17 protein-coding genes are annotated in these 20,805 nt (G+C 53.8%); 4 read left to right on the top strand and 13 right to left on the bottom strand.

The features are described from left to right. Positions 1–74: 74 nt before the first annotated feature. From NSS83_RS00435 to NSS83_RS00390, 10 genes are all read right to left on the bottom strand, one after another. Entirely contained in the window at positions 75–1,502 is a 1,428-nt protein-coding gene (locus NSS83_RS00435; protein ID WP_341021256.1) for a M56 family metallopeptidase, read from the bottom strand. Next, on the bottom strand, positions 1,499–1,858 hold the full coding sequence (locus tag NSS83_RS00430) for a BlaI/MecI/CopY family transcriptional regulator (protein ID WP_341021254.1): 360 nt from the start codon (positions 1,856–1,858) through the stop codon (positions 1,499–1,501). The genes NSS83_RS00435 and NSS83_RS00430 overlap by 4 nt, the downstream gene beginning before the upstream one ends. A gap of 248 nt (positions 1,859–2,106) precedes the next feature. Then, positions 2,107–3,615, bottom strand: coding sequence for a copper amine oxidase N-terminal domain-containing protein (locus tag NSS83_RS00425; protein WP_341186236.1), 1,509 nt, complete (start codon positions 3,613–3,615; stop codon positions 2,107–2,109). A 92-nt stretch (positions 3,616–3,707) separates the two neighbouring features. After that, positions 3,708–4,376, bottom strand: a complete 669-nt coding sequence (locus tag NSS83_RS00420; protein ID WP_341186237.1) for a TraX family protein — start codon at positions 4,374–4,376, stop codon at positions 3,708–3,710. Positions 4,377–4,614: 238 nt separating this feature from the next. Beyond that, on the bottom strand, positions 4,615–5,778 hold the full coding sequence (gene mmsB / locus NSS83_RS00415; protein WP_341186238.1) for a multiple monosaccharide ABC transporter permease: 1,164 nt from the start codon (positions 5,776–5,778) through the stop codon (positions 4,615–4,617). A 6-nt stretch (positions 5,779–5,784) separates the two neighbouring features. After that, positions 5,785–7,314: a multiple monosaccharide ABC transporter ATP-binding protein gene (mmsA, locus tag NSS83_RS00410; protein ID WP_341347477.1), complete on the bottom strand. Its 1,530-nt coding sequence runs from the start codon at positions 7,312–7,314 to the stop codon at positions 5,785–5,787. Positions 7,315–7,416: 102 nt separating this feature from the next. Then, positions 7,417–8,526, bottom strand: coding sequence for a multiple monosaccharide ABC transporter substrate-binding protein (chvE, locus tag NSS83_RS00405; RefSeq protein ID WP_341186240.1), 1,110 nt, complete (start codon positions 8,524–8,526; stop codon positions 7,417–7,419). Positions 8,527–8,728: 202 nt separating this feature from the next. After that, positions 8,729–9,943 (bottom strand): response regulator, encoded by a 1,215-nt coding sequence (locus NSS83_RS00400; RefSeq protein WP_341186241.1) that lies wholly within the window; start codon positions 9,941–9,943, stop codon positions 8,729–8,731. A 22-nt stretch (positions 9,944–9,965) separates the two neighbouring features. After that, positions 9,966–11,831, bottom strand: a complete 1,866-nt coding sequence (locus NSS83_RS00395; protein WP_341186242.1) for a sensor histidine kinase — start codon at positions 11,829–11,831, stop codon at positions 9,966–9,968. A gap of 21 nt (positions 11,832–11,852) precedes the next feature. Next, a complete protein-coding gene (locus tag NSS83_RS00390; protein ID WP_341186823.1) occupies positions 11,853–12,866 on the bottom strand; it encodes a substrate-binding domain-containing protein in 1,014 nt (337 codons plus the stop codon). 211 nt (positions 12,867–13,077) lie between these two features. Between NSS83_RS00390 and NSS83_RS00385 the strand changes: the two genes are divergently transcribed. The 4 genes from NSS83_RS00385 to NSS83_RS00370 all read left to right on the top strand — a co-directional run bounded on the left by NSS83_RS00385 (position 13,078) and on the right by NSS83_RS00370 (position 16,328). Further along, positions 13,078–13,266 (top strand): hypothetical protein, encoded by a 189-nt coding sequence (locus NSS83_RS00385; protein WP_341021236.1) that lies wholly within the window; start codon positions 13,078–13,080, stop codon positions 13,264–13,266. 145 nt (positions 13,267–13,411) lie between these two features. Continuing rightward, positions 13,412–14,326 carry a WYL domain-containing protein gene (locus NSS83_RS00380; protein ID WP_341347476.1) on the top strand — a complete coding sequence of 305 codons (915 nt, stop codon included), beginning with the start codon at positions 13,412–13,414 and terminating at the stop codon, positions 14,324–14,326. Next, the gene (locus tag NSS83_RS00375) at positions 14,323–15,330 is read left to right on the top strand and encodes a hypothetical protein (RefSeq protein WP_341347475.1); all 1,008 of its coding nucleotides are present in this window, start codon (positions 14,323–14,325) and stop codon (positions 15,328–15,330) included. The genes NSS83_RS00380 and NSS83_RS00375 overlap by 4 nt, the downstream gene beginning before the upstream one ends. Then, entirely contained in the window at positions 15,327–16,328 is a 1,002-nt protein-coding gene (locus NSS83_RS00370; protein WP_341021230.1) for a hypothetical protein, read from the top strand. Before NSS83_RS00375 ends, NSS83_RS00370 begins: the two co-directional genes overlap by 4 nt. Before the next feature lie 15 nt (positions 16,329–16,343). On the opposite strand, the gene NSS83_RS00365 is transcribed toward NSS83_RS00370, so the two are convergent. From NSS83_RS00365 to NSS83_RS00355, 3 genes are all read right to left on the bottom strand, one after another. Beyond that, positions 16,344–18,155, bottom strand: coding sequence for an LTA synthase family protein (locus NSS83_RS00365; RefSeq protein WP_341347474.1), 1,812 nt, complete (start codon positions 18,153–18,155; stop codon positions 16,344–16,346). A 707-nt stretch (positions 18,156–18,862) separates the two neighbouring features. After that, the gene (locus tag NSS83_RS00360; RefSeq protein WP_341347473.1) at positions 18,863–19,855 is read right to left on the bottom strand and encodes an aldose 1-epimerase; all 993 of its coding nucleotides are present in this window, start codon (positions 19,853–19,855) and stop codon (positions 18,863–18,865) included. Positions 19,856–19,937: 82 nt separating this feature from the next. Beyond that, positions 19,938–20,660, bottom strand: coding sequence for an MgtC/SapB family protein (locus NSS83_RS00355; protein WP_341023281.1), 723 nt, complete (start codon positions 20,658–20,660; stop codon positions 19,938–19,940). Between the last annotated feature and the right edge of the window lie 145 nt (positions 20,661–20,805).

Raw genomic sequence — 20,805 nt, 5'->3', positions numbered from 1 at the left:
AGACTATCATCCGAGTTCAAGCATTAGATAAAAGGTAGAGCAGTGTTCTGTAAATGTTCTGTAAAAAGCGGCTGCTAAGGTGTAAGCTTGACACTCTCCAGCCGGTCGATCAGCCTACGAAGGCCAGCTTCATCCGCTCCAGACGGACGGACATCCTCGCCCAGCAGCTTATCCACCTCTTCTCTGGTAAATGTGAAGCTGTAACTTATCCCTTCATCCGCAAGCGAATAATGAATGATATCTGCATTATCGATGAGGGTGAACAGCAGGACCGAATTCTTCAGGAGAGGGTCACGGCTTACTGCCTGAAGCTCATCGTTCCACATTCCCTTAATATCATTCACTGTATAATTGACGGTTAATGCATACGGGCGGGAGCCGGTTGTCAGCTCAATGCCTGCCCTCTCCAGTCCTTCCGGCAGCGGCATTGCACCAAGCAGCGCTGTGACTTTGCTGGCGTCCCCAATATACTTTGTTTTGCTCTCCAGCAGCTGATCCACCGCATAACCGGAATCTAACACCTGCGCCGGGGGCTCCACAGTCTTCGGATTGGCTGTACATCCAATAAGCAAGATCACAATAAGCAGGGTACAAGCGGCCATACTCCTTGAAGTCGGTTTACGGTACGCCAGAATATGCTTGATCCGGGCCTTCACACTGCTCTCGCCAAAAGCCAGCGGGCTGCCGGTCATAAGACCGCTCCGGCGGGCTGAGAAGCCAAGCAGGGAGCCTGAGTAGCTGCTTTTAACCTGCGGACCCAGCTTCCGGATCACCACTTCATCGCAGGACATCTCCATATCCTTGCTCATGAGCACAAAAGACAGCCACATCAGCGGATTGAACCAGTGGAGAATGACCAGCAGGAACATCAGCGGCTTGACCAGATAATCCCGCCGGTCAATATGAGTCTGCTCATGCAGCAGAATATGGGACAGCTCCTGTTCGCTCACTCCGGCCGGAATGTAGATCCTTGGCTTCAAGAAGCCGAAGACGAAAGGAGTCATAATCTGGTCGGTCTCAAAAACATGCCCATTCACCAGGGTTGCCGTACGGACTCTGCGCATGATTCTTACATAAGAGAACACGCTGTACAGCAGCAGTGTTATAGCGCCTGTCAGCCAGATCATACTGCCGGCCCACAGGATGATCTGCACCGGATTCACGCTTGCTGCAGGTGAAGCCGGCGGAAGCAGGCTGTTCAACAGACTTCCATGAGAAGCTGTTCCGGTCTCCACCGCAGGCTGTGCTTGCATCCCGATGTTCTTCGGAACGAATTGCAGCTGCCCTGTGCCGGACGGGCCCGCAGGCCCTGCCAGCTTCAGGATACTGAAGCTTGAAGTGAAGCTAACCGGAAGGATCAGCCTGATCATTACTGCTGACCACAGCATATAGGAGAAGATTTTGGGAGCGCGCCGCAGCAGGACTCTCGCCAGCATCACGGCGACGGCCACATAACTGGCGGTAATGCTCATGTTCAGAATACTGATCCACAGGTCCGTCATTGAGAGGCCTCCTCGATAATCCTCTTCAGCTCCGCAGCTTCCTTGGCCGATAATTTCTTATCCCCGAGAAAAGCAGTCAAAAACTGCGGCAACGAGCCGCCAAAGGCTTTGTCCACGACCGTCCGGCTCTCATGCCGCTGTGCTTCCGACTTCGGGATGATGGCGGTGACCACAGCCCCTTCGTTCCTGAGAATTCCCCGCTCACATAGCTTTCTTAACACGGTATAGGTCGTGGACTTCTTCCAGCCCAGTACCGCTAGACTCAGCTTCACCAGCTCAGTGGAATTAATCGGTTCATGGTCCCAGATCAGGCAAGCAAATTTATATTCGGCATCATATAATTTGTAGGGTTCCATCCTGTTCACTCCTTATAAGTTTATTGCAGTAGACCTACTGATGTTAAGTCTATTGCAGTAAACCTATATTGTCAAGGATACACCCGTTACCTCCAGCACAAAATAACCCCACAAAGCGGGGATTTAGCTTCGATGATAAATCAGGTACTTTGCGGGGACCCCAAAACACATAAATTCTTATCTATCAAAAGAAGCCGGAACCGCCTGATTGCTCAGGGGTCCCGGCTTCTTGATTATTGCCTTACTTCTTACGGACGTTCGATCCAGATATAGCCGTCATCATCTACTTCAACCGTAGCATGCAGGCCTTCGGCCAATACACGCAGCGGCACATTAGCATCTCCGTACTCATCTACGAATACCGCTAACGGAAGCTTCACGGTCTTGCCGGCAATTAGTGCCTGCGCGGAACCGATTTTGAATACGAGCTGATCGCCGTATACATCATCGGTAACCTTGATCGACTTGTTAGGTCCATCCCACTCTACCTTAGCATCCAGATCCTCTGCGACATAGCGCAGCGGAACATAGGTAGTGCCATTCTTCACAACCGGATAATAATAATCGTCGTCCGGTGCGATCATCAGGCTCTTAGCGGTGATTCCCATCTCTTCTTTGAGCAGCTTATATACCTGTGAATTAGGTTCGAAGCTTCTCAGGGTCTCCCCTGGAGTAAGATCTCCCATGGAGTAATCAATTGCACCTGTTGTGCTGATCGCATCAGCGGTAACAGGACCGTTCACATTCCAAGTTTCGGATACCAGCTTCATGTTGATGCTCTGCAGCGGCAGATATTCATCGGCCGGAAGAGCGACATTGAAGTCGATGTTCTGTTTGCGGACATGGAAGCCGCTGTCCACGAAGATATCCGCGCTCAGCTTGGTATCCTTGCCTAGAACAGTCTTAAGTTCAGGAGTGCTCTCATAGAGGTTCTCCAATTGCTTGTCATAGACCAGCAGGAGAGCATCCACAGCCAGCTTGGCTGCATCATGCACTACGGTAACTACCCCTTCTTTGTCCTCCAGCGGAATATCGCCCAGACCAATGCTGTTCAGATCTTCAGCTCTGTCTTTGATGAGCGGATACATATAATCATATAGACCGCTGATCAGGGCAGTGAAGCCTTCGGTATCCTTAGACACAGATCTCAGGAAACTCTTAAGCAATACTGGAAGCTCTTCTCCTGTAATTTCCGTATGTAGCTTCGTCAAGCTGGTTGGCTGGCCGTATACGGATTCATTTACTGATGTCACTGTGATCGCACCCGGATTCGGAAGATTCTTGATCACAAACTGGGAGGCCAGCTTGGTGAATTCCAAAGTCTTGGCTGGATCAGTTACTTCCAGGCCAAGCAGCATTTCATTGCTCTGAAGCGGCATGTAGAACGGCTGCTTCGCACCTTCAGCGGTGAAGACCAGGTTCTTCTGGTCGGTGAAGAGGGAGAAAGGAATCTTGAACTCCTTGTAACCCACAACTCCTGTGGCCGAGACATTGCCGTTATCCTGAACCTTCACATGGCCGAGCGTAAGTGATAAGGAATTAATAAGATCAACAACTTCCCGGTCCTCTGCGGTGATGCCTGCGGCAGGAACAGCGCTCAGGGTCATCGTAGTGCTTGATTCAGAGGATTTAACATCCAGATCCCCCAGCAGTGCCTTATTGACATCGAAGCCGCCAACCGCTTGGCAGCCTGACAGAATCAGCAGCAGGGCGAGAATCGGCACCAGCCATTTGGTTCTTGCTTTCATTTTCTTCATAGCATGTCTCCTCTAGCTCATAATTTGGCAACGTACCCATCATCTCAGAGGAGCATCAATTTGTAAATACAGCACCTGGAAATGATGAACCCTCATACGCTAAATAAACTCCGCCATTCTATAAATACCCATTCTTTGAAAAAGAGAAACTTTACCAAGGCAAGTATTGCTAAATGGGCCGGATAAAAGCTCCACCAGACCCAGCGCGGCAGACGTCTCTTCTCCAGCAGCACCCAAAAACCCGGGGTCAGCGCAATCAGAACGGTCGGAATAATGCTGGCCATCTGCACCAGCCAATTATAATAGAACAGATAGAATACATTCAGCGCCAAATGCGCCAGCACGAGCACATAAGAACGGGTATAACGGAAGATCAGCACCAGCAGCAGGCCGTAGGCGTTGTAGTCAAGCGGCAGCGCATCCATCAGCAGCACAGCGACTACCACTACCGGAATACCCGTCCACAGATTGGGCAGCTTATCAAGCAGGGCAAGGACCAGCGCTGAGATCAGCAGGGTGAATACGACGTTCCAGCCTCCCGGATGAATCGCCAGATTGTACGGAATTTGCGCCAGCACAGCGATGACAAGCAGCCGCCGCAGATAGCGGGGTCTGGAGGAGGTATGGATATAGCCTTGCGCCAGCGCGTAGCAGTAGATCGGGAAGGCAATTCTCCCCACATATCTCCAGGCAAGCTCACCCGGGAAAAAGATCAGCCCAACATGGTCAATCAGCATGGTCAGCATGGCAATAATCTGCATCTGTAGCCTCCTGTTACTTGCATGAAATTTAAAGTACCTTAGGTGCTATTATCCATGCCAGAGGCAGATGCTGCAAGCTGCGCGGGAAGACTTGTACGCCAAATAACCCCACAAAGTGAGGCTTTAGCGTAGGTGATGACTCAGGTACTTTGCGGGGACCCCAAAACATATAAATTCTGGCCAACAAGCCGGAGCCGCCCCATCTGGAGCAGTCCCGGCCTGAGTCTCTATCCTATTATCAAGCTGTCTTCGACTTGTTATAGATATCGAAGCCTACGGCAAGCAGCAGCACCAGTCCCTTGATCCCCTGCTGCCAGTCTACGCCGAGGCCGACGAGCGACATGCCGTTGTTCATGACGCCCATGACCAGACCGCCGATAATGGCTCCGACCACGGTTCCGATTCCCCCGGACGCGGAGGCTCCGCCGATAAAGCAGGCGGCGATGGCATCCAGCTCGAAGTTGGTACCAGCCTTGGGGGTGGCAGAGTTCAGGCGGGCCGCGAAGACCAGACCGGACAGGGCAGCGAGTACACCCATGTTGACGAAGACCCAGAAGGTCACCCGTTTGGTTTTGACGCCGGAGAGGCTTGCTGCCTTCTCATTGCCGCCCAGGGCATAGATATGCCGCCCCATGGTCATGTGGTTCATGACGAAGGAGTAAATCACGATCAGCACCATCAGAATCACAAGGATGTTAGGAATCCCGTTATATTGCGCCAGAACATAAGTGAACAGGTTGATGACGATCACCAGCGCAGCGGCCTTGGCAACGGACATCCAGACCGGAGATTGCTCGAAGCCGTACTTCACCGTGATCCGGCGGCTGCGGATTTCCTGATAAATTACCAGCAGCGACAGGACAATTCCGATCATTAACGTCAGTATGTTCAGCGAGCCGCCGCTGGCCACATCAGGAATGAACCCGGAGCTAATCTTTTGAAATGTCTTCGGAAACGGCGCAATCGACTGCCCGTTCAGCACGATCATCGTCAGGCCGCGGAATAGCAGCATGCCCGCCAGGGTCACTATGAACGCCGGGATTTTGACATAAGCGACCCAGAAGCCCTGCCAGGCCCCGACCAGCGCACCCATCAGCAGCGAGAGGACTACCGCCAGTACCGGATTCAGCTCCATATCCACCATCATAATGGCCGACAGGGCGCCGATGAAGGCAGCTACCGAGCCGACGGAGAGGTCGATATGACCGGTGATAATCACCAGAACCATCCCGATCGCCAGCACCAGTATGTAGCTGTTCTGCAGAATCAGATTGGTCACGTTCAGCGGCTTCAGCAGAATGCCGTCCGTCATAATTTGAAAGAACACCGAAATAAAAATCAAGGCAATAATCATGCCGTATTGGCGGATATTTTTTTTGAACAGTTCACTAATGGCTCCCATGCGGTGTTACCCCCTGCTTCGTGTCATAAATTTCATCAAAAGCTCCTGCGTGGCGTCCTTCCGCTCCACTTCCCCGCTGATCCGCCCCTCACACATGGTGTAGATCCGGTCGCACATCCCGATAATTTCCGGCAGCTCGGAAGAGATGACCAGCACGCCCTTCCCCTCTGCGGCTAGGCTGTTGATAATGGAATAAATCTCATATTTCGCCCCGACATCAATGCCCCGGGTAGGCTCATCGAGGATCAGAACATCCGGCTGGGCGTAGATCCATTTGCTGAGCACCACCTTCTGCTGGTTGCCGCCGCTGAGATTCACGGTTTTTTGCAGGATGCTGGGGGTCTTGATGTTCAGCTTCTTGCGGTACTCCTCTGCGACCAGCACTTCCTCGTTCTCATTAATGACGCCATGGCGGGAGAGCTTCTTCAGACTGCTAAGCGAGATATTCCGTTTGATATCGTCAATCAGGATCAGGCCGTAATGCTTGCGGTCCTCGGTCACGTAGGCTAATCCATGCTCTATCGCCTGGCTGATATTATTCAGGTGCACTTCCTTGCCGTGCATAAAAGTCTGGCCGCTGATCCGCTTGCCGTAGGACTTCCCAAACACGCTCATCGCCAGCTCCGTACGCCCTGCGCCCATCAGCCCGGCAATGCCGACCACCTCGCCGCGCCGGATGTCGAGATTGATTCTATCCAGCATTTTGCGGTCCGCCTGAGTCTCGTGATAGACATTCCAGTCGCGGATCTCGAAGATCGTCTCGCCTGGGTTAGGTGTGCGCTCAGGGTAACGGTTCGTCAGGTCGCGCCCGACCATGCCTTTGATAATGACATCCTCTGTAACGGCATCCTGCTTCATATCCAAGGTCTTGATGGTCTGTCCATCCCGCAGAATCGTGACGGAATCCGCTATCTTCTCGATTTCGTTCAATTTGTGGGAAATGATAATCGAGGATATCCCCTGCTTCTTCAGCTCCAGAATGAGCAGCAGCAGGTTCTCGCTATCATCCTCATTCAGCGCCGCTGTCGGTTCATCGAGAATGAGCAGCTTCACTTCCTTGGAGAGCGCCTTCGCGATCTCTACAAGCTGCTGCTTGCCGACACCTATCGTTGAGACTCCTGTAAACGGCGATTCCTTGAGGCCGACGGTGGTTAGCAGCGCCTTGGTCTTGACCGTCGTTTCGTTCCAGTTGATCACCCCGCGTCTGGCCTGCTCATTGCCGAGGAAGATGTTCTCCGAAATCGACAAATACGGAATCAGCGCCAGCTCCTGATGGATAATAACGATCCCCAGGCCCTCGCTGTCCTTGATATCCTTGAACTGGCATACCTGCCCCTGATATAAAATATCCCCTTCATACGTCCCGTGCGGATACACTCCGCTAAGCACCTTCATCAGTGTGGACTTGCCTGCCCCGTTCTCTCCGCAGAGGGCGTGGATCTCGCCTGCCTTCACCTGCAGATTGACGCCCGAGAGCGCTTTGACGCCGGGGAATGTCTTGGTAATGCCTTTCATCTCCAAAATAATCTCACTCAAGTGCCTCTCACCCAGCTTTCCTTGTGACTGTGCAGCGGTTCACCAGCGGCGCTCCTTGCTTCTCGGCTGCCGCCGGTGCCCGCTAGACCTGCGCTATGACGGCTATTGTCCCAGCTGTTCCTTGGTATAGTACCCGCCGTCTACCAGCACTTTATCCACGTTGTCCGCATCCACAGAGACCGGCTCCAGCAGGTAGGACGGGACGATTTTGACACCATTGTCGTAGGTAGTGGTATCGTTGACTTCGGCTTCGGTCCCCTTCAGCACACTCTCGGTCATCTCCACCGCCTTCTTAGCCAGCTCGCGGGTATCCTTGAATACCGTCTGGGTCTGCTCTCCGGCCAGAATCGACTTCACCGAAGCCAGCTCGGCGTCCTGTCCGGTGACCACCGGCAGCTTCTTGTCACCGGAGCCGTAGCCTACACCCTTGAGTGAAGACAGGATACCGATGCTGATGCCATCGTAAGGAGACAAGACGGCGTCCAGATTATCGCTCGCATAGTTCGCGCTCAGCAGGTTATCCATCCGTGACTGGGCGGCGGCGCCGTCCCAGCGCAGCGTAGCTACCTTATCCATCGTAAGCTGCTTGCTGCGGACCACCAGCTTGCCGGAATCGATGTACGGCTTCAGAATCGACATGGCGCCATCGAAGAAGAAGTAGGCATTGTTGTCATCCGGCGATCCGCCGAACAGCTCGATGTTGAACGGGCCCTTGCCGTCCTTCAGGCCAAGCTTCTCCTCAATGTAGGAGCCTTGCAGCACGCCCACCTTGAAATTATCGAAGGTTGCGTAATAGTCTACGAATTCACTTTTTTTGATCAGACGGTCATAAGCGATGACCTTAACGTTGGCGTCATGCGCCTTCTGCAGCACATCCGTCAGCGCCTCGCCGTCAATTGAAGCGATTACAATGGCGTTCACGCCTTTGGTGATCATGTTCTCAATCTGCGACACCTGATTCTCGACAACATCCTCCGCATATTGCAGATCCGTGCCGTAGCCCAGCTTCTCGAACTCCTTGACCATGTTGTTGCCGTCATTCACCCAGCGCTCCGAGGATTTGGTCGGCATCGCAATGCCCACCTTGCCCTTGGATGTATCCCCACCGCCGGAAGAGCTGCCGGCACTGCTGGATGAATTACCGCTGTTGCCGCATGCAGATAAGATGAGTACCATTGTTAGCAGAAGCGTGATCATTGAATATCTTTTCATTCCTGCACTACCCCCTGAACTATTCTGATGTCTTCCACAGGTGATCCCGTGTGACAAATCGAGTATAGCAACCGGGAGCAGGTGCCGTATTTACACTGAGTCTACTGTTTTTGTGAAAATATAACTTTATATATGCAAAAAGGAATGCCCCTCGCTTATAGATAGCTGCGGAAGCATTCCCCACTATTAATCTGATCTTCTATTACTTGCGTACCTCAGCCTGCACCCCTTTACGGAACTGCAGCGGAGCCACACCGGTCTGCTTCTTGAAGGCGGTGCTGAAATAATGCTGGGTCTCATAGCCCGACTGCTCCGCAACCTCGTTAATGCTAAGGTCGGTAGAATGCAGAAGCTGCGCAGCCCGGCGGATACGAGTCTGGGTCAGATACGTGCCGAAGGATTCGCCCAGCTCCTGCTTGAACAAGCGGCTCAGATAGACCGGCGAGGCTTGAAGCAGCCCTGCTGTCGCCTCCAGGGTAAGCCCGTATTCGCTGTAGTGCTCCTGGATATGCTGCTTGGCCCGCCGGACGAGCGGCGACAGCGGCTGCTCCTTGACCAGCGCCATCCGGCAGCTCCGGTAAGCGGCAGCCAGCTCTGTAATCTCTCCCTGGATCAGCCGGGTGCCGACTTCAACGGCGATTTTGAGATGGCTGCGTACAGCCGCCTCCACTCCGGCCAGGATGCGCTCAGCGGCAGCATCCCACAGCAGGATAACGATCAGTCCGGCGGCGTCCCGGAACATCACCTTGGGATACGGGTCCAGCAGCTCTGCGGCGATATTCTCGATGGCGAACAGGAAGAGCTGGCGCTCCTTCTCCTTCATCGCCGGATGCTGGCCCTCCCACCTCCAGCGGATGATGCCGATCAGCTCCGGCCGCTGCGAAGGAAGCTTAAGGAATTGCAGCTGCTCCCTGATCTCTGCCTGGCTCAGATTACCGTCCAGCCATTCCTGGCAGAAGCGCTCACGCAGCAGCGGGAAGTTCTTCATCAGCTGCCGGGAGGCCTGCTCCAGATGCAGGTTCTGCTGCCGCTCGGACTCCAGCTCATCGCGAACGCCCCGCAGTACCTGCATCAACTGCTTGGGCTCTGCTGGCTTGAGAATATAATCATTCACCTGCAGCCGGATCGACTCCTGCGCATAAGCGAATTCATCGTGGCCGGTGATTACAATAATCTTGCAGCCCGGAAGCGCTTCCCGCAGCCGCTTCATCAGCTCCATGCCATGCATAATCGGCATGTTCAGATCGACCAGGGCGATATGAATGGCAAGCTCAACGGCCAGCTCCAGCGCCTCCTCCCCGTCTTCTGCCTCTGCGGCTACCTCCATACCGAGGCTATTCCAGTCCACGCATTGCCGGATGCCCTCCCGGATAATGCGCTCATCATCGGCAATGATTACTTTCCATTTGTCCATCATGTACAGATCATCCTCCTCTATCCTAATGCTTCTCCGGGTAATTCTCACGAACAACCGGGTGACTTACGGTTACAAGTGTCCCCTGCCCTTGCCCGCTCTCAATCTGGATGCCGTACGGCACTCCGTAGGTCAGCCTGATCCGCGCCTGCACATTCAATATGCCGTAGCCGCTGCCTGCGCTGCCTGTTCCCGCCATTTCAGTGTCCGTACGCTCCAATTCTTCTGTACCTACCGCTTCGAGCCGCCGCCTGAGCTCCTTCAGCTTATCTGCAGACATCCCTGCACCATCATCGCGCACAGTAAGATACAGGTCGTTGTCCCGTTCCACGACTGCAATATAGAGGTGTCCGGGGCCGCGCCGCTCCTTGATGCCGTGATAGATCGCGTTTTCTACCATCGGCTGCAGCAGCAGCTTAAGCACATAGAGCTCCTGTAAGTGCGGCTCCACTTCAATGGAATAAGTCAGCTTGGTGCTGTAACGGACATGCTGAATTTTCAGATAACTGACGATATGCTCCAGCTCATCGGAGAGCGGTATGATATCGCTCCCTTTGCTGAGGCCCAGCCGGAACAGCCTGGAGAGGGACTGCACCACCTCGGCGATATCCTCCGCCCCCTTGCTGCGGGCCATCCAGTGAATCGTATCCAGCGTATTGTACAGAAAATGCGGCTTGATATGCGCCTGAAGACTGCGCAGCTCCGCCTCACGCTTTTGCCGCGCCTGAAGCTCGGTCAGGGATAGCAGCCGGCCAATCTGGGCCAGCATCGTATTGAAGCTGCGGCCGAGCAGCCCGATCTCATCGGAACGGCTGCCCCAGTAGCGGATCGTCAGATCGCCGGACTGCGCCTTGCTCATGAAGGAGGCCAGCTGGCCGATGGGACGGGAGATCGAATAGGCCAGATAGAACGATGCGGTCATGCCCAGCATACAGACTACAAATACAAAGGTAACAACATTGAACGTAATCTCGCGGATACCATAAGCCGACTCATCCATCGGGAACACGCCCATCGTGGTCCAGCCGGTAAACGGCGAGGTCCGGTAGATCAGCTGAAGCTCACGGCCGTCTACGGTCTCTGAGGTAATGCCCGAGGACTCGGTGAACAGACCTGCCGGGATGGTACGCATCAAAGGGTGCTGCGGCGCGTAAATCATCTCTCCGCGATTATCCACCACCGTCAGATATCCGGTTTTGCCGAGCGTGACATCTCTGGCCGTCTCCGCAATTACCCGCAGCTTCAGATCCACCAGCACCACGCCCTGGACCACCTGTGTCTCAGGATTCACAATGGCCCGAACGGCCGAGACCACCTCGCTCTCCTTATAGTCCACATGGGACCTGACTGCACGGCCATACGGATGCCCCACGATCAGGAAGATCCCCTTATTCTCTGCCGCCTGCTTGTACCAGGTCTCCTCCGTCAGCCTGGTGCCGGAACGGGTATACATCTCATTGCTGATGAAATCGCCTTCACGGTTTACCAGCATAATGCCGGCAATCTCCGAGCTCAGCGTGGTGAAGCCCTGCAGGAATTTGCGGATATTGTATTCCGCTGATTCCCCATTACCTGCTGCAGGGATCGGCTGGTCCGGAACCGGCGGCTCTCCCTTCAGGAACTTCTGGACGCCCGGATCGAACGAGATCAGGTATGTAATTTTTTGCAGATTCTCTACGTCGCTCTCAATGGCCGTATTCACCTTGCGGATAAGCTGCATCGTGTTCTCGGTGCTCTGCTCCTCCACGATCCGGTCCACCGTCCAGCCAATCAACAGCCCAAGTCCAATGGAAGGCAGGATGCTAATCAGCAGGAAGTGAATAATCAGCTTATAGCGGATCGGCATATTATTCAGCTTCAGCTTCTCCATTGTCACGCCGGTCTTGCGCATCTCTGGCTCCCCCTCTGTAGCCTATTTGGCATAATAATTATCCACATTCTGCCGCGTGACCACATCAATTCCGGTATCTACAGAATCGGGGACAGGCAGGGGCTTGTTATTGGCATAGGCTTCAGGATCAGCCTCCAAATCACGGTGCAGATGGAACAGCTCGGTCAGTGACCAATACCCCATATTCCAGGTGCCTTGGGCCATGGTTGCAGCAATCTTGCCCTCCTTCACCAGATCGAGCGTGCCCTTATCCGTATCGAAGCTGATAATCTGCGGGACCGGTCCGCTGCCTGGGGCGGCTTCCACGGCTTCCGCAACCCCGATACCGCCATTACTTTCTGTGGCAAAAATCCCGGCCAGCTGCGGATACCGCACCAGCAGCTGCTCGGCAGCCTCCCTGGACGCCACCTGATCTCCCCGCCCATCCTTGACCGCCACCAGCTTCATCTGCGGGTATTTGCTGCGGATTGTATTCGTGAAGCCGTCCGTCCGCTGCTGATGATTATGCTGCTCCGGTGTGGTGATAATGGCGACCTCGCCCTTGCCCCCGGTCAGTTCGGCCATCTTATCCGCCGCCTTCGTTCCGGCATTGTAATTGTCTGTTCCCAGGAAGGAATACGCCTTGCTGCCCTCAGCGCCCGAATCAAACAGCACTACCGGAATACCGCTCTCCACAGCCTTGTTGATCGTCGCTGTAAGCAGCTTGGAATTCACGGCCGAGATGGCAATTCCCGCCGGCTTCTTGGCGATGGTCTGTTCCAGCACCGTCATCTGTTCACTCGCGTTGTGCTGGGTGGAGCCGTGATACTCGACGGATACATTAAGCTCCTCTGCTGCATCCTCGAAGCCCTTCAGTACGCTTTTCCAGTAATCAATGCCGATCTGGAACGTAACCATCACGTATTTGTCTTCAATATTACCGCGCAGTCCGGTAGTCTCCCACGGATCTGCCGCATTCCCCTGCTGCTTGTAATTCAGCACGTAGAGCACGAAGATGCCGATTAACAGCACGTAGACGAGCCCAAGCTTTTTCACATATGTAACCCCTTTCATGAATGCCGAAGGTCCGCAAACCCCAGGTTCTTCCATCTAAGTCCAATCTAGTCTACTGGCTTGGCAGCCGTTCCGTCAATTACGTTACAGGGCCTATAGTTAAAAGATCATTATCTGCTGCGACATTTTATGTCGTACCAGCTGATTTATACTGGACAGGTACCATCAATTCAATGAAACGAGGATTACAAGAATGTCAAAAACCAAACGCGGACGGGTACTCTGGACCCTTCCATCCCGTGGACGCGGCACCTGTCCTGTCTGCGGGTCCACCCGAATCAAGCTGCTCTACACCAAAATAAAATCCGACGGCACCGCCCTGAAGGTCTGCAAGCGCTGTGACAAAGCCACGCAGGTTAGAGTGGACGCAGCAAACCGGTAAACTGACGCAAGGATGCCCCCTGCTTCATGCTTCGCGCATGGATGCCGGGCAGCATCCTTGTTTCTTGACGGGGAATGCTCACCTCTGGTCTAATGCGTCACCACCAGCTATACTGGAGGCTTACAGAAAGGAGCGGAGCCGCAGTATGAGCCATATCCACCGGATCCAGTGGTTTGACCAGCAGATTCGCCAGCTTGCTTATCCGAACAGCAGGAAGCTGGCGGAGCAGTTCGAAATTTCAGGGCGCCAGGCGCAGCGGGATATTGAATACCTGACAGAATCCCTCCGGGCTCCGCTCCGGTATGTGGCGAAGCAGCGCGGATATATATATGAGGACAACAGCTTCGTGCTGCCTCATCTGTACATTACGGACGAGGAGCAGCGGGTGCTTAAATATCTGGCTTACCGGTATAGCCATTATGATTATGAGAATGCCCAGAGTATCCGCAAGGTCGGGAGTCTGCTGGAGCGGTTCACCGAACAGCCTCTTACGGATAGGGAGCTTAAGCTGCCCGTCTTTGAAGTGAATGCCCACCATATACAGATGATAGAGATGCTGGAGCAGGCGATCCGGGCCCGCAGGGTGGTCCATGTTCTCTACCGGAACGGGCAGGACACTCCGCAGGAGTTGTATCTCTGCCCCCAGCAGCTAAGCCGGCGGGTAGAGGAAGATTATCTGGTGGCAGCTGTGGAGGGCGACGGACGGAGTGAGTATTTCAGCCTGTCCGGCATCCGCCAGCTAACGTTGACTGGCAGGGTTTTTGCAGCCGGAGAAGACGGTCCGGCGGCAACGGCAGAGCAGACCAGACCCTTGAAACCATTCACGGCAAGAATCCGTATGAACGGAGTGCCTCAGGATAGCTCATGGGGTGGTTATCAGCTCCGCGCCGCCGCTGATGAGGTCTATGAGGTTGATTTTTATGATACCAGCGCGTTTATTGCTCAGTTGCTCCAGGCCGAGTGGAATGCCCTCTTGTCCCCCAAATGGCTGAAGGACAAGCTCCGCAGCATCTGCGAAGCAGCAGTGAGACGGCTGGATGAACAGGAGAATGAACAGTGAGCAAACGATCAGGCGTAATTCTTGACGTTCAGATGAAGCGTGAATCGAAATCTTTTACCGATGCGCTCTATGCTGTAACGACTGCCGCCGGTTTATTCGAGGGTCCAAAATTCATGCTCTCCGGGCTAAGCGGCATGGCCTTCAAATTCACCGTGCACAAGAAGCTCCTCCCCTTGTCCGTTACGGCTTATGGGCAGTGGGGCATAGAGCATAGTGCGGCCGCCGATAACCTCGGCATCTTCTTCCAATATGACGGCGGGAGAACCAGACATGCTTCGTTCGGGGAGTATCAACGGATCGCTATTGACAGTGTCAAGCAGAGTCTGGACCGTGGCCGGGCCTGCATCTACTGGATACCGGAATTCGGCGTGATCCATGGTTATGATGAGGATGACCGGGTGTTCTATGTGCAGGATGGCTGGTCCGGCGAGACACAGGTTGTGCTGTATGACAACTTCGGCCTTAACTTCACGCCCTTCTGGTTTTGCCACTATGTGGGGGATGGAGTGAAGATTCCGCTGAAAGATGCTGTGCTGGAGTCGCTGCGGCTTGCGCTGGAGGATTGGGATACGCCTTACAAAACACTACCCGACTTGAGTATAGCTTCAGGCCGCCTGGCCTACAGCTTCCTGATCCGGGTGCTACAGGAGGGCGGGTTCGACAGTAACGGTGCTGTCTACATCCTGGAATCCTTCCAGACATCACGGATTGAAATCTCCGCTTATCTGCGGGAGGTTCAGTCCGCATTGCCCGGGCTGGAGGAGGTTCAGCACTTGTATGCTGACTTGGCGGAAGAGCTGAGGGGGCCGCTCGCGGCTGCAATCTCAGAGAATAACAGCGGCAAGGTGCTGAATGAGGAGCAGCTTCCGTCCCTCTGTGCTGCTTTGGAGAGGGCATTGGAGCTTGAGGAGCAGGCCATGGGGCGGGTCAAAATAATCTCTGGACAGTACCCGGACCGTAAGCGGTCCACTCTGCCAAGATGGGGGGCGCATACCGCACGATGAATGACCATCATAACAAGCAAGTTTCAGCCACTGCGGATCAGCCGCGTGTGCCGCTCGCATCTTCTTTTGCGGATGCCATGCATCAGGTCCTGTCGGCTAAAGGCTGGTTCACGCGTTCGAAGCCCATGCTGGCCGGAATGACGGCCTTATGTTTCCGCCTGTCCGTGCACAGGCAGCTTCACCCGGATTCTGCTACGGCTTATAACTGGGCAGCTGAACATTTCGTAGCGGCTGATCTGATCGGCATTATCGCCAGTCAGGGTGCAGGCTTTAACTTCAGTCCCACCTTCCCTCTCTATCAGAAGCAGGCTATTGCGGCAATCCGCCAATCCCTTGAGCAGGGCACCGGCGTGGTCTGCTGGAAAGACCGTTTCGTAGTGATTACCCGCTGTGATGATGAGCGGCAGCTCTTCTATTACAAGGAAAGCGATGCTGCCGCAGAGCTGGAGCTGCCTTATGATCAACTTGGAAGAAATGAGTCGCCATATTGGTACGGCCAGATCTATGAAGGTCAGGTCCAAAAAGATACTCTTCAGGTAATCAGAGAGTCCTTCATCCAAGCGGTGTACAAGGCAGAGGTTCATGATCCGATGCTGCCGGAATCGCAATATGCCTGCGGCCTTAAGGCCTATGATGCCATGCTGGAAGCCTTGGCGGGCAAGACCTATGATGCTGCCGGAGCCTATGAGACGTTGATTTTCTATGCAAGAATGAAACAGGATACGGCAGCCTACGCCAGGGAAGCGAGCCTGTACTGGCCTGAAGTTGAAGGTGTTGCAGAACATTATGCAGCTCTGGCTGCTGTATATAACGAAATTACCGGCACTCTAATCCAAAAGCCTGTACAAGCTCCTGAGACTCCTTGCTCCATTGATGCTGAAGGCCTGCTCCCGCTCCTTCGGGAAGCTCAGCGGATCGAGACCGCAGCGATCCAGTCCATCCGTCTGCTGCTGCGGGAGCCGATCGAGAACCGCTTCCATGATGTGGGGCTGCGTTAACCCCTGGCGGAGTGCTCAGAACATCAGAGACTCCGCGTATTTCTCCCCTTCCAGCAGGTCGTATTCAACTAGACGGTAGTCAGCCAGCAGCGCCTGTTGCTCCGGGGTTAGCTCCTTCAGGATTCCCGTATCGCCCGGACCGATTAGCACCTTCTTGCTGAGTCCGGGAATTTCCGCCCGTACCCGCTCAAGCAGCTTGTAAAAAGCCGGCAAAGTCTGTCCGGATAACCGGAAGACCGCAGGGCCGAGAAAAGCCGGGCTGAGCGTCCCGAGCGGCTCCTTCCCGATCTCAAAGTTTGCGAGTACCAACAGCTTCGTCTCATGCTTCAACCTTGGCTCCTGATCCCAGCCGGCTGCGGTATAGATCCCGGCGCTGAGCGCAGGCAGATGATCTCCCCAGAACACCGCAATAGTGGGCCGCTTGATCTTCAGCAGCTCCTGCTGGAGATAAGCCATGGCCTCGTCTGTCAGCTTGGTGTCCTGTACATAAGTCTCCAGCTCATCCTTCTGATCCGGGAGGCCGCCCTCTACGGTGATCGTGTTCGGTCCGTTCAGGCCTTTGGTGAAGGGAAAATGATTCTGCATCGTCACCAGATGCAGGAATGCCGGGCCCGAAGCCGCTTGAAGCTGCCGGACCGCCTCCTGAACGGCCGCCTTATCCGAGACATACCCCTCGGGAGTCAGGCGGTCAGCATCCGGCAGATCCTTCTCACTCGTGAAGCTGTCGAACCCCAGCACCGGATAGACACGGTTCCGGTTATAGAAGGTCTCATCGAACGGATGCAGCGCAAGAGCCTCATACCCTCTGTCCTTCAGAATACTGACAATCGACGGCAGAGAGGACATTTTGACGAGGCGCTGTTGATAAGGAATGGTTCCATCCCCCAGAAAATACATCGACAGCCCGGTCAGGGCCTCGAACTCCACATTAGCCGTATTGCCGCCGAATTCCGGGGACAGCAAATAACCGGACGGCGTCTGGCCCGCCACCCCATGGATGAACTTCAGCGGATCTTCGCTTAATGTATACCCAGGCAGGCGCGTAGGGTCGAAGAACGCCTCATTCATCATAAACATAATATTCGGCTGTTCCTCCGGCGCGGCCTGCACCTGCACATCCGGCAATGCCGAATACTTGGCAGCCACCGCTTCAACGGCTTCACGGCTGTAGCCTTCCGGCTTGTCCATCAGGCTCTGCCGCAGATTTCCGGCGAAGGCATACACGAACCCGTTCTGCGTATAATTCACCTTCTGATTCCAGAAGATGTTCTGATAGCTCATTGCTGCAATCACGGGAGATTGGCTGGTGACCAGCACAAGAAACCATGCGCTGAGCCCTACAGAGATCCCCGCCAGCGTCACGCGCAGGGACAATCTGATCCGGTTCTTCGGCAGCTTAATAATCACAAGGACGAGACCGGCAACCAGCAGAAAAGCGGCCCCTATAGCAAGCGGAGAGATCATACCGCTGGTGATTTTACTCATCTCTCCGGCGTTCTTCAGCAGCATCAGATCCCATGGAAATAACGGTTCGCCTCTCGTAGCCAGCTTTTGATCACTGGCAATCCCGAGCAGCACGAACAGCGCCGAGACCACCGCCGGTCCCGCATATGCGTTAGGCACAATCACTGAGCTTAAGAGCAGGATGAAGAAAATTAACAGACTTCCTGTACAATACAGCCAAGGATAAGCTCCAACCCACTTAAGCGCATGAAGCACATCCATCCGAAAAGAAGCGGCCTGCAAAAATAAATTCAGCCCAAACCCTACAGCCAGTAAAATAATCAACAAATACAATAAACGCTTCGATGGCAATAACCGTGACAAGTTCATTCACTCCTAACTGTTAAAGGAGTAGTATACGCCTTTTAGCTTAAAACCGCCTTAAAATTCAGCATCCAATTGGGTACACCCTCTATTTTTCTCCTGTTCCACTAGGATTTTGGGAGGAAACGTGCGCTTGCTGGATACCCCCCTCTTCAAAAAAAAGCTATCGGCGAAGTAGCTGAAGGATAACAAGTTGAAAAACGTAGTTTAATACTCCGGATTCTACCGATTTTGCTGAAGCAATTGGAATAACTACATCTATACAAGCGGATTAGGGCTCTTTTGAAGGAAATCTGGTTCAACAAATGCTATTTTTCCAACTGCTTCTCGACCAGCCTTCTTCCGCCCATCAGCAAGTGGATTTTTCCAACTGTCTCCGCTTCTGAAAGCACTCAATAAGGCAATGAGCCTACAGCCAGTTACTCCCAGCAAAAAGAGAGCAGCATCCAAATTTCAGACGCTGCTCTCTTATCTTTTCTATTCTCATCCCAGAGGATAGACTGAAAGGATAATTAATAATTAGGCCAAGGATTGGAGGGGAATTTTGGAACTGTAGGAGCGGTAGCGTCCGCCTTTGTCACCGGAATTCTACCGCGCTAGGCGGTATAAATTAAGAAATCTGGGGACAACAGCGGACGGAACTCCAAATATTCTCCGGAATGACGCCTTTGCCTAAGGTTACGAACTGAAGTTCAGTTTGTCTCCCCCTACTTCACGTATATCCGGCTGCTCTCCTCCCAATACTCCCCAGGCGCAAGCCCGAACAAGCCGATGTCATCAGCAGGCAGATCCACCTTCGGGGCATTGACCAGGTTGATCTGCGGTTCAGGGCAGAAGAAGCCCTCAGTCGCGCCATTGTTCCAGATCATCCATTGCTTATACGAGGTTCCCACATCATACACCAGCGTAACTCCGGCTTTGCGGTCGGTAAGCTCCATCCGGTTGCGGCCATTCTGGGCAGCTGCGGTGTAGTGGTTGTCCATCGAAGCGTAGAACGGATACAATCCTTCGCCGCGCAGAGCCACTTCATCGGCGGTCAGCTCCTGGAATTTGCCGGTTGGCAGCATCCGCTCATTAAGCTCCCAACGTTCGCCAATCGTCAGCTTAACACGGTAATCCTGCGCGCTGCTGCCTGGTGCGAACGGAGCATTGATAGCGGTATGGAACGCCAGCAGGCAAGGCATCAGCACATCGCCGTCATTGTGAACCAGCAGCTGCTGGGACAGGCCGCCTTCACCGAGCGTGTAGCGTAGCTTCACCGTGTATTTAAATGGCAGATACTGATAGGACGGATGCTTCTCATCCACCTTAATAGCTACAGTGACGAAGCTTTCGCTTGTGCCGGTGCCGAATTCCTCTACCTCCCATGCATCTGTATGTAGGAAGCCGTGCAGATGATTGCCGGTCTTAGCTTCATTGACTGGCAGATGGTAGGTCTGTCCGTTCCAAGGGAACTCTCCATCCTCATAGCGGTTCGGCGGAAATAGCACAGGAATGCCGTGAATGCCCGGGTTCGCCTTGAATGCTTCCATCTCCTCCGCGCCAGGCTCATGCAAGAAACGGTAACCGCTCTCAGTATCACGGAAGCAGATCAGATTCCCGCCGATGCCTGGCAGTATAGCCGCTTCATAACGGCCAGCCTTCAGCCAGACAGCAGCTTCGCCCTCATAGTGTCCTTCAAATGCTGAAATCGATGTCATTACATTAATCCCCTTCCATATGTTCAAAATGACTCTCTCATAGATAGAGTACCACATCTGCCGGAATGGCAACATGCCATTTTTACAGCTGTTCTACTTCGACACTCATGACATGCTCGATTTTTTTGACATCATAATAGATTTCTGTAGCATAATCCTTGTCTGGCGCAGAAACGACCATGTCGATCATCTGCCTGCCATCCTCAAGATCCTTGATCTTCATCCGCCGGATGGTCCGGCCGGTTTTGCGTGTTTTGCGCTGGTCGGTAATAACATTACGCTGCTCAATCTTCTGGATCACATCCGTCAGGATATAGTTCGGTTCCATAATGATTTTGATGGAGATCTCGTGCTTGTTCAGCACTTCAGGTCCGATGGCTTTGATAAGCAGAGGCACAGCGTTAACCGCGAACATAAGCAGTATAACCGCATAACCCGCCTCTACAAAAAAGCCCGCGCCGACCGCAATCCCGATACCGGATGCCGTCCAGATCAGCGCTGCCGAGGTCAGCCCGGAGATGGCATCTCCGCCTCTGCGCAGAATAACACCCGCTCCCAAAAAACCGATACCGCTGACGATCTGCGCCGCCAGACGCATAGGGTCCATGCTCGGATGCTCCGGTCCGCCGAATTTGTCATACGCATGAATAGATACCAGGGTAACCAGACAGCTGGCGATACTGATGACCATACTGGTCCGGATTCCCAGCGGTTTCTGTTTCAATTGGCGGTCAATGCCGATGAACAGCCCGAACAGCATGGCCACCAGCAGCTTAATGATTGATTCCGTATGCAGCAGGTCCATATTCATATTTCATTTCCCTCCTTTCCCGCCCGTCATGGCACATAGAATCAGTATACCTGAAATGCGCTGCAATCTTTACTGAAATTTTCTGCTCCCTGTTCAAAAAAAGAAACGGACGCGTATCCCCGCTAACCGGGAGCTTCAG

Origin of the sequence: Paenibacillus sp. FSL H3-0469 (assembly GCF_038051945.1) — a bacterium.
Lineage (GTDB): Bacteria > Bacillota > Bacilli > Paenibacillales > Paenibacillaceae > Paenibacillus_AQ.
The sequence above is the reverse complement of the archived record's forward strand: the minus strand, read 5'-3'. Positions and strand labels throughout refer to the sequence as shown.

Bases quoted from the DNA above. Each gene is read 5' to 3' on its own strand.
- NSS83_RS00420 (WP_341186237.1), bottom strand. From the start codon at position 4,376: ATGCAGATTATTGCCATGCTGACCATGCTGATTGACCATGTTGGGCTG.
- NSS83_RS00370 (WP_341021230.1), top strand. From the start codon at position 15,327: ATGAATGACCATCATAACAAGCAAGTTTCAGCCACTGCGGATCAGCCG.
- NSS83_RS00360 (WP_341347473.1), bottom strand. From the start codon at position 19,855: ATGACATCGATTTCAGCATTTGAAGGACACTATGAGGGCGAAGCTGCT.
- NSS83_RS00385 (WP_341021236.1), top strand. From the start codon at position 13,078: ATGTCAAAAACCAAACGCGGACGGGTACTCTGGACCCTTCCATCCCGT.
- NSS83_RS00400 (WP_341186241.1), bottom strand. From the start codon at position 9,943: ATGATGGACAAATGGAAAGTAATCATTGCCGATGATGAGCGCATTATC.
- mmsB (WP_341186238.1), bottom strand. From the start codon at position 5,778: ATGGGAGCCATTAGTGAACTGTTCAAAAAAAATATCCGCCAATACGGC.
- NSS83_RS00395 (WP_341186242.1), bottom strand. From the start codon at position 11,831: ATGCGCAAGACCGGCGTGACAATGGAGAAGCTGAAGCTGAATAATATG.
- NSS83_RS00435 (WP_341021256.1), bottom strand. From the start codon at position 1,502: ATGACGGACCTGTGGATCAGTATTCTGAACATGAGCATTACCGCCAGT.
- NSS83_RS00380 (WP_341347476.1), top strand. From the start codon at position 13,412: ATGAGCCATATCCACCGGATCCAGTGGTTTGACCAGCAGATTCGCCAG.
- chvE (WP_341186240.1), bottom strand. From the start codon at position 8,526: ATGAAAAGATATTCAATGATCACGCTTCTGCTAACAATGGTACTCATC.
- NSS83_RS00425 (WP_341186236.1), bottom strand. From the start codon at position 3,615: ATGAAGAAAATGAAAGCAAGAACCAAATGGCTGGTGCCGATTCTCGCC.
- NSS83_RS00430 (WP_341021254.1), bottom strand. From the start codon at position 1,858: ATGGAACCCTACAAATTATATGATGCCGAATATAAATTTGCTTGCCTG.
- NSS83_RS00355 (WP_341023281.1), bottom strand. From the start codon at position 20,660: ATGGACCTGCTGCATACGGAATCAATCATTAAGCTGCTGGTGGCCATG.